Origin of the sequence: Bacteroides faecichinchillae JCM 17102 (assembly GCF_000614145.1) — a bacterium.
In the GTDB taxonomy this organism is placed as follows: Bacteria; Bacteroidota; Bacteroidia; order Bacteroidales; family Bacteroidaceae; genus Bacteroides; species Bacteroides faecichinchillae.
In genome coordinates this window covers 166,616-179,546 of the sequence record NZ_BAKK01000001.1, presented here as the reverse complement: position 1 = coordinate 179,546, position 12,931 = coordinate 166,616, and the positions used below count along the sequence as shown (strand labels likewise).

The following is a 12,931-nucleotide window of genomic DNA, read 5'->3' as shown; positions in this document are numbered from 1 at the left end:
TACTACTATACAGCCAAATCTCCTTAATGGCGTACTTTGGGATATTTATTATGGAAACGGAAACCCAATCCCAGCATTAGATAATTAGGTGTCTGGAAATCCTGAAGATTATAACCAATATGAAGGAAAGAACTACGGGTAATAGCTATCTTCAAAGCCAATACCTGATATAGTCCTCTCAAGTCTCCTCTGCCAAGAACATTAGTACCCAAACCGATACCAATTGTAAAGTATGGCATTACATATTCAAATCTTCCCGAAACGCCCAAAGCAAGCTGCTGATGAATTCCCGGTTTATAAAATCGACGAGGAGAAGCACTACTTCCATATTCCACGATGACATCTTTTGTATATACATTTGCACTGCCATCATATACTCCGTCTAAAGATACTCCCGTACGGAATTTATAACTAACATTATACATCGGGGCAAAATTAAATCCGGCTACCGGATAAACACCCGGAGAAGCGATTTGCCTATCATCGTCCAGATACACTCCTTTCCGACGCCACGAACCAAACAAAACCAAATCATAACTAATGTGACGCGGGAATCTGGCTATAGATGGCTTCGGCAATGATTGGATAAGGTCAGCTTCTTCTCTGTTAAAGTTATAAACAAGTCCGATTTTAGCTCCTGTCGTATTAATACCGGCATTCGGAAATTTAGTATTACCGTTAGAGAAATGAGTAAAATCTCCTCCAATATTCAGATCGAAATAACGGGAAAGCGTCCAGTTTAGATAGATACCTGCATTAATGTAGGCATTCATCCGGGAACCGACGGCTCCATTATAGAAGTTATAATTATTATCATAAGGTTGCCAGCCGGTAGATAGTCCGAAATTCCATTCATAATTAAGAGAAAGTCTGGGTGTAATATGTGCAATCCGCGCCCCCTGGAACAAGTAGAATGTGATGGGATCTCCAAGTTGTTTCTTATCGCCGAAAGAATAGTAAGCTACTCCCAAACCTTGATAGGCCCCTCCATAGATGCGATCGGCACAAGTATTGGAACGAAACTGGAAAGAGTATTTCAAATGGGCGGCAATAGAACTCTGTATAGGTTTCCAACGTTCATTTTCTCCTTCTAAGAAAGGATTGGTCGGGATAACATACGAAGGACGCGCTTCTATCCCCAAACGATGGATAAAGTTTTTACCTTTCGAATGTTCCCAACATACAAAAGAATGCCCGCTTCCATCATGAGAGGATTCCGAACATACATTAGAAGATTCTGGATGTACAGGAGATTCAGGCAAACTATCGTGAAGAACTTCGTTCCCCCACAAAGCAGCCACCGGTAAAAAACAAAGTATAGAACAAAGGGCAATGCCTTTCCAACTTGACATTTTGTGTCTCATCTAGTTTAATCTTGAGAGTTTACAAATCGAGAATCTCAATAAATCTTGCAACATGATAGCCATCCATCAACCATGATGGCATGTAACAGATATTGGCAACATCAGTCTTTCTCCTTGCCGAAAGTACTTTCCGGTGGATATTTTTGGAACACTATCTCCCGAACGCATATTGGTAGGATGCTTCATATCCGTAAAAATAAGCCAAGGAACAGCAGAATAATGAATAGCATTCGGATGAAACGTGCCGCCCTTATTGAGCCCGGTAGTCTGTTGCAATCGCTCCATCTCAGCTTTAGCCTTACGTATAAAGATTTGTTCATCCACATCATACTCAAAAGAAGCGAAAGAAAATGTGTGGTCGGCACGACCTACCGTTGCTTCAGGCACAAGGCTATCATAACACACCACCCGGTCTCCTTCAATACGATAACGAAATTCCTCTACTTTATAGGCAGCCGTTATAATTCGATGTAGAATTAACAAGGAAAATGAAACACCCTTGTTTTTAGCCTCTTGATAAGAACGGGTGCAATCAACATGAACGGTCACTCCGAAAAAGGGATCATCAAAAGCACTGAAGTGCTCAAAATGTTCTCTTCTGTTCCAAGTCGAAATATCAATGATCTTTTCTATTTGATTCATCCTATAATACTCTTTTTAATATGCTGATGTCGTTGAATATAAACTAATTTAAGCTTCATAAGTTGCTCTATATGTCATTCAGCCTGTCGAAGAATCTCTTCTCTTACAAATGATTTCTCTCTGCATTTAAAGAAAAGAGATCCCTTACGGAGTTCAGTACAACAGTTACTTTTGCTAATATACAGTTATATATTACAGTTTATCAATGGCTTATATAACTTGTAAAACTTGAAAAAACAAATTAAGCAGGGGGTACTTACCCTCCTGATTATTCATTTTATTGATGTTGTTCGCGTAACAGATCATTGACTGTTTTTACCGGATTAAAGGTAGAAAGAGGTACTTCTACAAATACGGTATTCCAATCGCTCATCGCACCATTCCACAAACCGGGAAGTTCAAGGGCTTTTAACTCTTTTCCATTCTTTGATTTATAAGAAATAAATCCCGTAGCTTTATCTACATATTTCACCAGATCAAATTTATGTCCTTTATAATCACGAACAGCACATACCAGATCTACCGGATTGAAGTGTGTACCCTTCTCAAACATTTCCTTTTTCTGAGGATCATCCATATCAATTTGAGAACTTTCAAGGATTTGAAGCGAGATTGTACCGTCGCTGTTATATGCAAGGAACGGACCACCACCCGGTTCACCTACGTTCTTCACCATGCCACAGACACGCATCGGACGGTTCAGTTTTTCTTTCAGATAGATAGCCAGTTCTGAATCTTCAAGGTTCTTCACTTCCGGATTCTTGCAGAAGAGTTTCTTTTGCAGGAATTGAAGAATTTCCACTACCTGTTCGTGAGTATATTTACCACTCTCGAGTAATTCGAGATATTCGAAAGTTTGTTTTTGAAGAGTAACCAAAACACCGGCAATCAACTTTTTGTAAGTCACTGTATCGGCTTTTAGTTTATCGGGAACAACGTTGTCGATATTTTTAATGAAAATGATATCTGCCTCCAAATCGTTAAGATTTTCAATCAAAGCACCATGCCCCCCCGGACGGAACAACAGTTTGTCTTTGTCACGAAAAGGTTGGTTTTCCATATCGGCAGCAATAGTATCTGTAGAGGGTTTCTGTTCGGAGAAAGTAATGTAATAATCCACTCCGTAACGTTTCGCAAATTCTTCAGCTTTCTCGTCTACCAACATTTTGAAAAGTTCGCGGTGTTCTGCAGATACGGTGAAGTGCACATTGACCTTACCGCTCTTTCCGGCTGCATACATAGCCCCTTCGGCAAGGTGTTCTTCCAACGGTGTACGTGCACCTTCAGGATATTTATGAAATTTGAGCAGCCCTTTAGGTAATGCACCGTAATTCAATCCGGAAACATCAAGCAAAGCAGTTACAATTGGCTTATACTCTCCAGCTTCCAGTAAAGCGGGGATATCTTTTCCGGCTGTACGCTGACAGGCTACATTCAGATCATCGTAAAAAGCAAAGTTCTTAATATCGTTAAAGAAAGTTTGTTCAAACTTAGTAGTAGGTTCGTTATAGTCAGCAGACAAAAACTCAAAAAGATTTTTGAACATGCGGCTTGCCGCACCCGAAGCTGGAACAAACTTCACAATCATCTTATCTGTATTCTTATATTCGTCCCAGGCTGACAAATATTTCTTCTGCTCTTCTGCGTCGGGAGCCAGTATACCTTTCTCAATGGAAGCTGCTGCATCCAATTTCAAAAACGGGAAACCTTTCTGAAAGCAAGCCAGTTGCTCGGCTATCTGTGCTTCTGTGATACCTTTCTTGACTAGCAACTCTTTGTCCTGTGTCGTTATCATAAATACCTAATTTTATTAATTGATGCCCAAAAATACAAAATGTTATTTACTTCTTACCGATTAACCAATAAAAAAACTAATTTTACGTCGAATTAACAGGATTGAATATGAACGACTTTTTTACACCAGAGGAAAAAAAGGAGCTTTTTTCACTCTATAGACAATTGCTGCAATCTGCCGGAGATAGTATTTTCTGGAGGGATTACCAAAAACTAAAAAAACATCTTATCAAAGCGGCTCAATGTAACGGGTTGCAACGCAATAACTTCGGGATGAATCCCATCATCAGAGATTTACAAACGGCAGTCATTGTAGCCGAAGAGATCGGTATGAAAGGCTCGTGCCTGATTAGTATCATGCTTCACGAAATTGTAAAAAGCAATATTCTGACGTTAGAAGAGATCAATGCGGAATATGGAGAAGATGTGGGAAGTATCATCAAAGGGCTGGTGAAAACAAACGAACTTTATTCCAAAAGCCCGGCTATTGAATCAGAGAATTTCCGTAATCTCCTCCTTTCTTTTGCAGAAGATATGCGCGTGATTCTTATCATGATTGCGGATCGTGTGAATATCATGCGTCAGATTAAAGATTCAAAAAATGAGAATGACCGTATCCAAGTGGCCAATGAAGCAGCATACCTGTACGCTCCCCTAGCCCATAAACTCGGACTGTATAAGCTGAAATCTGAATTGGAGGATTTGTCATTGAAATATACGGAACGGGATACATACTATTTCATCAAGGAAAAACTGAATGAAACGAAGTCTTCACGTGATAGATACATTGCTTCTTTCATCGAACCGATCAAAAAGAAGGTCTCAGCGGCAGGACTGAACTTTGAGATTAAAGGAAGAACGAAATCAATTCATTCTATCTGGCACAAAATTCAAAAGCAGAAGACTCCTTTTGAGGGGATTTATGACTTGTTTGCTATTCGTATTATTCTGGATTCAGAACCGGATCCGGCAAAAGAGAAACAGGAATGTTGGCAAGTTTATTCCATTGTTACGGATATGTATCAACCAAATCCGAAACGTCTGCGTGACTGGCTTTCTATTCCGAAAAGTAATGGCTATGAATCATTGCATATCACCGTTATGGGACCTGAAGGGAAATGGGTAGAAGTACAAATCCGTACCCGCCGAATGGATGAGATTGCAGAACGGGGACTTGCTGCACACTGGAGATACAAAGGTATCAAGGGTGAAACCGGTCTGGATGAATGGCTGACTTCTGTAAGAGAAGCTTTAGAGAATGCCGATAATGACTCTCTGAAAGTTATGGACCAATTCAAAATGGATCTTTACGAGGACGAAGTTTTTGTTTTTACACCCAAAGGTGACTTATTCAAGCTTGCCAAAGGGGCTACAGTACTCGATTTTGCTTTCCATATCCATAGTAAACTGGGATGTAAGTGTATTGGTGCAAAGGTAAACGGCAAAAATGTTCAGTTAAAGCAAAAGTTAAATAGTGGTGATCAAGTAGAGATCATGACTTCAAATACCCAAACGCCCAAACAAGGTTGGCTGACGATTGTAACTACTTCCAAAGCACGCACCAAGATACGTCAGGCACTTAAAGAGATGGTAGCACGCCAGCACGACTTTGCCAAAGAAACATTGGAACGTAAGTTCAAGAATCGAAAAATGGAATATGATGAGGCAACTATGATGCGCCTTATCAAACGGTTAGGTTTCAAAAATGTGACAGAGTTCTATCAACAGATAGCGGATGAGACTCTGGATGTTAATGAGATTCTTGATAAGTACATTGAACAACAGAAAAGGGATAATGATACACATGATGATATTGTTTACCGCAGTGCCGAAGGTTATAACCTACAAACGGCTCAGGAAGAGACGACTTCAAAAGAAGATGTACTTGTCATCGATCAGAATCTGAAAGGGCTTGAATTTAAATTGGCGAAATGCTGTAATCCTATTTACGGAGATGATGTATTCGGATTTGTGACTGTATCGGGAGGTATTAAGATTCACCGTTCAGATTGCCCGAATGCAACGCAAATGCGGGAACGTTTCGGATACAGAATTGTGAAAGCTCGTTGGGCCGGTAAATCGGTAGGAACGCAATATCCTATTACATTACGTATTGTGGGGCATGATGATATTGGTATTGTCACTAACATTACTTCTATCATTTCCAAAGAAAATGGTATCAGTTTACGTTCGATCGGTATTGATTCGAATGACGGACTGTTTTCCGGAACTCTCACAGTTATGGTAAGTGACACCGGACGTCTGGAAACACTTATCAAGAAATTACGGACCGTAAAGGGAGTAAAGCAAGTAAGTAGAAACTAAATCTAAGGAGTTAAATCTGAGAACTTAATATCTATTATTTGTGCCACCTTGTTGGCACAGTTGTGACTCCATATTGGCACAGCAGTGACACTATGGTGGCACAACTGTGACAATAGGATGGCACTACTATATTCGTACCATTTCCTCTATATGCTTAATATCTTGATTCTATCTTACTTTCATCTTTTTGTAATAAGGATAAGTAATTAAAATAAAGAACAATAATGCTATTGCAGCAACAATTTGCCCGATAAAAAGCATCTCATCTGTACTCATATTGCAAGAAACAGCAATGCCTAAGGCAATTCCTATTTCACTTGCCAAGAGATGCGTAGTATTCGCTGTTCCTCGTTGGCAATGGTGAGACAGCTTCACGAATATAACCAAAAACTCCGGCATTACAAAACCTAGTCCTAATCCCATCAGCACTGAAGATATACCAATTGTCTCCTTTATACCTAACAAAGAAAAAGTAAGAGCCTCCAATCCCAATCCAATGATTACCAACCGCAAGGTTTTTTCTTTTAGGAAAAACAGACGAGCAAACAACAGAGATATTATAAACCCTGCTCCCGTACCCGCAAAGAATGGCAAGGAGATTCCAACATTCCTTAATATGGAATCATTTAAAAAAGGATGCGCCAATGAAATCAATAACCCCGGAACAAAAGTTATAAGGATCAGATTGATACCTGGAACCCATCCGCGAAGCAACAAGAATCGATCAAATGAATACAACTTTGTAACAATGGGTGCACGAAATGGTACGTACACTCCTGCTATAACCAAAATTCCTACTATTCCAATAATAACCGATACAGTAAGCAAATTGATAAAGGAATAGTTTTGATTGAGCCAGACTCCTAATGCAATTCCAATAATCGTCCCCAGTCGTGCCATCCATGAAAAGCTGACATTTCCAGCACTGCGGAAAGTGGAACTGGTAATATCAATAGCTAATGTGATTCCAGCAGTGGTAGCCATCCCAAAGGCAACTCCTTGCACCATACTCAGCATAATAAGCTCCGTCATATTTGTGACAAAAGCATATCCTACTGTTGCTGCTACCATTACAGCAAAAGAGAACATACACACGTATTTACGCTTGTAAGCATCTACCAGATAGGCATGGAACGGACCAATCAGAAGCATTCCTAATGTCAAAAAGAGAAAGATAACTCCTGTTTGTGCCAGCGGTACTCCCAGACGTTCTGCCATTTCTATAGAAAGTACAGGAAATAACACGTACATTGACACAAACAATAGCAAATTAGCTATACAGATCCGCATAAAATGAGCTGTCCATAATTTTATTGCCATATATCTTAATATTGTTCCTTCTCATTAGGGAAGTCGCAATTCTTAACGTCAGAAATATAGTGACTGATTGCATCAGTCATCACTGTAAACAAGTCTGCATAACGACGTAAGAAACGAGGGCGGAAACCGTTATTCATTCCCAGCATATCCTGAATAACAAGTACCTGACCGTCTACATCACCACCGGCACCGATGCCAATAATAGGAATAGTCAGTTCAGAAGCAACACGAGCAGCCAAAACAGCGGGTATCTTCTCCAAAACAATGGCAAAGCAACCGGCTTCTTCAAGCAAATGAGCATCACTAATCAGCTTTTCCGCTTCACTATCATCCTTTGCACGTACTGTATAAGTTCCGTATTTATTGATAGATTGAGGCATCAGTCCCAAATGCCCCATCACAGGAATACCAGCACTAATAATACGTTTTACTGTATCAATGATTTCTTCTCCACCTTCCAGTTTCAAAGCATCAGCATGGCTTTCTTTCATGATACGGATAGCAGAAGCCAAACCACCCATCTCATTACCTTGATAAGATCCAAATGGCATATCAACTACTACCATAGCACGTTTCACACCACGTACTACAGACTTCGCATGATAAATCATCTGATCAAGAGTGATAGGTAAAGTGGTTACATTACCAGCCATCACATTAGAAGCTGAATCGCCTACTAGAATTACATCCATTCCTGCTCCATCTACAATCTGTGCCATTGTGTAATCATACGAAGTAAGCATTGAAATCTTTTCACCTCTTTGTTTCATTTCTACCAGGCGATGAGTCGTCACTTTTCTTGTGTCATCTGATATATAACCAGCCATTTTTTCTAATTTTAAAGTTATTAAATAGGATTTACTCTAATAAAAACGCGGCAAAGTTATAACATTTCTTTCATAACAGAGAAAGAAAAGACAATAAATCGTGTATACCAAGATATATGTTAAATATTTATCCTATATTTGCTAAAGTTATAAATACGATATATGAAATACATTATTAATATGCTGATCTGCGTTTTTATCCTGACCAGCAATACAATAGCACAGAGAAATACATTAACTTTGGAAACCTCTGAAATGAAACATTTAATCGGGTGCTGGAATAACTCGGAAAGCAAAGAATGGCGTTATGGATTCTTTGAAAGGTTCGCAATATATGATAATGATTTCTGGGAATACCAATCACTAAAGTTTAAAAAGAGCAAAGCAGAAATTATACTAAAAAAAGGACAAGATATTTTAAAGTTAAATCTTACTTTTGATAGTAAGGCAGATAGTATCTGTACAATTACCTCATCTATGCAAAAGGAAAAAAGGAAATATATACGTTATTCTTCAGCACCTGATTTCACAATAGAAAATCATGATACATTTATTGATAATGGATATCATCAGGATTCTGTCACAGTTATCGGATATATAAGAAATGCATCTGAAAATTCTTCTGTAAAAATTACTATTCCTAATTTCATTAATGAAAATGAGGATATCTATAAGATTAAAATTGATTCTTCCGGACGGTTTCATATCATTATACCCATCATCAATACTAATTCCTTATTTATAAATAACGAGAGTCGCAAATTATCTATACACACCATAGCAGAACCCGGTGATACTATTCTTCTATTCTACAATAATGCCAATAATGATACTCGCATTATGGGACAGAACGGACGTCTCAATCAGGAACTAATTAACTATCAAAGAGATCCTTCTACAAATGAATTATATAAATATACTCTTCGTTATGATGCGAAAATGGACCATAACGTGTATTTGATTGAACAACAAAAAATATATAATAAAAGAATGGAGATAGTGGAAAAATACATATCTCGACATCCACAACTATCAGATAAGTTTAAATTGATTAAACATAACAACGAATTCATGTTACATGCAAGTTCCCTAATGCAGAGACGATTCGTATTACGTCTCAATTTCAATAAAGAGTTTTTCAATTCTGAATATATGGCATATGTAGATCAACTGTATCATCAGCTTCCCCAACCATATACTATATATGGAAATGGATTTCTAACTGATTATTTGGGATATTACAATGATACCATGAATTCCAATTGGTTCTCAGATACAACTATGATCATCAAATATGCTAATAGAAAAGGTGAATATAAACTGACAACCCAGCAAAAAAATGATTTATTTGCATATGAACACGTCATGTCAGAAAAGAATTTGGGAGAATATTTTGGCATAGACTCAATAGAAATAGAAACAGTCACTAAACCATATAAAGAAGCTTTCGAAAGGGGCAAACAACTTTTACAAGAGAAGAATGTTATAGAACTCTGTAAAAAATATGAATCAATGAATGGTGAAATAATGGAATTAATGCAAATACAAGAAGGATTCACCTGTTTTGACACAATTGCTACTTCTCCTATATTAAAAGAACTGATAGTTACCAAGGCATTTTCCGGATATCTGCACTATATAAAAACAGCCTTCAAAGATCCTACTATTGATTATTTCAAAAGTCTCGTAAGTAATGAAAGTCTTCGGGGGATAGTACTAAAACAGCAAGAAGCATATATGCACCTTGCCAAACAAGAGTTGGAAAACGCAGAAAGTCTTAAAAGAAATGATGGTCTAAAAAATATATCGGATGCAAACGAGTTATTAAAACAGATTATTGCTCCATATAAAGGTAAGGTCATTTATATGGATTTTTGGGGTACATGGTGCTCTCCATGCAAGGCAGAGATGAAGTATACCCCCGACATCAAAGAAGCGCTGAAAGACAAAGAGGTGATCTTCATGTATCTAGCTAATCATTCTACGGAAGATTCCTGGAAGAATATTATTAAAGAGTATCATCTGACAGGTACTAATGTAGTCCACTTTAATCTTCCTGACGAACAACAAGAATTACTGGAAAAATCTCTTTCTATTAATTCTTTCCCTACTTTCATATTACTTGATAAAGAAGGAAATATAGTAGATAGACATGCTCCAAGACCTAGTCAGAAACAGGAGTTAATAAACAGAATCAATGAACTGCTGACTAAATAGTCAACAGTTTTTCATAAGTCATTTCAGCAAAATCATCTATTATATATTTTGCCTTTCCGGCAATCGCTTCACGAGAATTAGTAGTGGCCAGACCAATAACAGTAGCACCCGAAGTATTTCCCGCTTGCAATCCATGGAAAGAGTCTTCAAAAACATAAGTATGTTCCGGTGAAATATGAAAGATTTCCATACCTAAAAGAAAACAGTCGGGAGCAGGTTTTGAGCGAGCAAACATCTCTCCGGTCAAAATACGATCAACCATTCCTTTAAATTCAGGATGGGCATTGTAAACGTTTTGCATCTTCTCTTCATTAGAACTAGTCACTACTGCTATTTTTACTCCATGACTACGAAGATCCGCCATAAAAGCTTCTACTCCGGGAATATATTCGTAGGACATATTTTTCTCAAAAACGTTGAGATCTAAATTAATCTGCCGTTGAGCTTCCTGCTTATCGGAGAAATATTTTTCATAGATTTGAAGTAATGTCTGCCCCTTGATATTACGGCCAAAATCTTCTTGTCCTAGATATTTGCGCCCTTGTTCATTCCAGAAAACAGTGTACTGAGTTTCTGTATCCATGATCACTCCATCAAAATCAAAAAGTACTGCTATATTTTTTGTTGCATCCATATCTCCAAACTTTCTTTCTACCTAAAACGTTAAACCTTGTGTATTGAGTGTGCAAAGTTCCGAATAATCATCGAATCAGACAAATTATTCGTAACTTTGCCCCACTTAAAAAAACGTAACCCACGTTTTCATCCAACAAAATTCGTACTTGCACATGAGTAAAAACGACCCACACATATTAGGGAAGGAACATATCGGGAAATTGTTGTTACAATATTCTATTCCAGCTATTATCGGAATGACAATTACCTCTATCTATAACATTATCGACAGTATCTTTATAGGGCATGGTGTAGGTCCAATGGCTATTGCCGGATTAGCAGTCAGTTTCCCTTTGATGAATCTTGTCGTCGCTTTTTGCACGTTAGTTTCTGCTGGTGGTTCTACAATCGCTTCTATCCGGTTGGGACAAAAAGATCTGAAAGGAGCTACGGAAATACTATCTCATACCCTAATGCTTTGCATCACAAATTCTGTTTTCTTCGGTATATTATCGTTCATCTTTCTGGATGATATCTTGGTTTTCTTCGGAGCAAGTAGCGATACATTACCTTATGCTCGCAGCTTTATGCAAGTTATCCTACTAGGAACTCCTATTACCTATACCATGATCGGTTTGAACAATGTGATGCGTGCCACCGGATATCCGAAAAAAGCAATGCTGACCTCCATGGTAACAGTAGTATCTAATATCATCTTTGCTCCTATCTTTATTTTCCAATTCGAATGGGGTATGCGTGGAGCGGCAACAGCAACAGTTATCTCACAGTTTATCGGAATGGTATGGGTGGTAAGTCATTTTATTAATAAAGAGAACACAGTGCATTTCGAAGGTAAAATCTGGAAGATGAAAAAGCGGATTGTAGACAGTATCTTCGCTATCGGCATGTCACCGTTCCTGATGAATGTATGTGCGTGTGCAATTGTTATCATAATCAATAACAGTCTTCAGGAATATGGAGGAGACATGGCTATTGGTGCTTATGGTATTATCAATCGATTATTGACTCTCTATGTGATGATTGTATTAGGACTTACAATGGGGATGCAACCAATTATAGGTTATAACTTCGGAGCACAGAAAATTGATCGCGTAAAACAAACGTTACGACTAGGGATCATTTCCGGCGTAGTTATCACGAGCAGTGGTTTCTTGATTTGCGAATTATTTCCTCATGCCGTATCAGTACTCTTCACCGACAATGACGAATTGATCGATCTTGCCGTAGGAGGATTACGTCTAACTGTATTGATGTTCCCATTTGTTGGAGCACAAATTGTTATTGGTAACTTCTTCCAAAGTATTGGCAAAGCGAAAATCAGTATTTTCCTTTCATTGACTAGACAATTGCTTTATCTATTGCCATGCTTGCTACTATTCCCCAATTGGTGGGGGTTAAAAGGTATCTGGATTAGTATGCCTGTATCAGATGCATTAGCTTTCACAACGGCAGTTATCAGTCTGATGATCTATATAAAAAAAGTATCCAAACAGGTGCAACAATAAGTACCTTCTAAACAGCATTAGCAATTACGCTTCAATTAAACAGAAGCGAACATCTATAAACTAGATTCTAATGAACTATTTATTTTTGTTCCGTTATGTCTTTCTGTTTTTACTTGAATTAATCTTCAACAAAATTGAAGAAGAATCATTTTCGTACCTAGATTAAATAATAGTAAAAACATATATCTACGACAGAAACCTCTTTCGAATCTCTCATTTACTGTTCAAATTCTCTTATTTATTGTTCATTGTGTCCCCTAATTATCATAAGGCATTGCCTTTCCAAATAGAAAACTCTACA

General features: G+C 38.0%; 8 protein-coding genes and 1 pseudogene. 3 read left to right on the top strand and 6 right to left on the bottom strand.

Going from position 1 to position 12,931, the window contains the following annotated elements:
* Positions 1-23 precede the first annotated feature (23 nt).
* The 3 genes and pseudogenes from JCM17102_RS00725 to JCM17102_RS00715 all read right to left on the bottom strand — a co-directional run bounded on the left by JCM17102_RS00725 (position 24) and on the right by JCM17102_RS00715 (position 3,801).
* A complete protein-coding gene (locus JCM17102_RS00725; protein WP_025073587.1) occupies positions 24-1,364 on the bottom strand; it encodes an acyloxyacyl hydrolase in 1,341 nt (446 codons plus the stop codon).
* A gap of 19 nt (positions 1,365-1,383) precedes the next feature.
* Positions 1,384-2,006, bottom strand: a pseudogene (locus JCM17102_RS25585) (CatA-like O-acetyltransferase).
* A gap of 277 nt (positions 2,007-2,283) precedes the next feature.
* Entirely contained in the window at positions 2,284-3,801 is a 1,518-nt protein-coding gene (locus JCM17102_RS00715) for a DUF4301 family protein (RefSeq protein ID WP_025073586.1), read from the bottom strand.
* 107 nt (positions 3,802-3,908) lie between these two features.
* On the opposite strand from JCM17102_RS00715, the gene JCM17102_RS00710 reads away from it, so the two are divergent.
* Positions 3,909-6,125 (top strand): RelA/SpoT family protein, encoded by a 2,217-nt coding sequence (locus JCM17102_RS00710; protein ID WP_025073585.1) that lies wholly within the window; start codon positions 3,909-3,911, stop codon positions 6,123-6,125.
* Positions 6,126-6,293: 168 nt separating this feature from the next.
* On the opposite strand, the gene JCM17102_RS00705 is transcribed toward JCM17102_RS00710, so the two are convergent.
* Both JCM17102_RS00705 and panB read right to left on the bottom strand, forming a co-directional pair.
* The gene (locus tag JCM17102_RS00705) at positions 6,294-7,445 is read right to left on the bottom strand and encodes an MFS transporter (protein WP_025073584.1); all 1,152 of its coding nucleotides are present in this window, start codon (positions 7,443-7,445) and stop codon (positions 6,294-6,296) included.
* 5 nt (positions 7,446-7,450) lie between these two features.
* Entirely contained in the window at positions 7,451-8,272 is an 822-nt protein-coding gene (gene panB, locus JCM17102_RS00700) for a 3-methyl-2-oxobutanoate hydroxymethyltransferase (protein ID WP_025073583.1), read from the bottom strand.
* A gap of 162 nt (positions 8,273-8,434) precedes the next feature.
* On the opposite strand from panB, the gene JCM17102_RS00695 reads away from it, so the two are divergent.
* Entirely contained in the window at positions 8,435-10,489 is a 2,055-nt protein-coding gene (locus JCM17102_RS00695; RefSeq protein ID WP_025073582.1) for a TlpA family protein disulfide reductase, read from the top strand.
* Here JCM17102_RS00695 and JCM17102_RS00690 read toward each other — a convergent pair.
* Positions 10,482-11,123 (bottom strand): HAD family hydrolase, encoded by a 642-nt coding sequence (locus tag JCM17102_RS00690; RefSeq protein WP_025073581.1) that lies wholly within the window; start codon positions 11,121-11,123, stop codon positions 10,482-10,484. The genes JCM17102_RS00695 and JCM17102_RS00690 overlap by 8 nt on opposite strands.
* A 154-nt stretch (positions 11,124-11,277) precedes the next feature.
* On the opposite strand from JCM17102_RS00690, the gene JCM17102_RS00685 reads away from it, so the two are divergent.
* Entirely contained in the window at positions 11,278-12,630 is a 1,353-nt protein-coding gene (locus JCM17102_RS00685; protein ID WP_025073580.1) for an MATE family efflux transporter, read from the top strand.
* Positions 12,631-12,931: the final 301 nt, after the last annotated feature.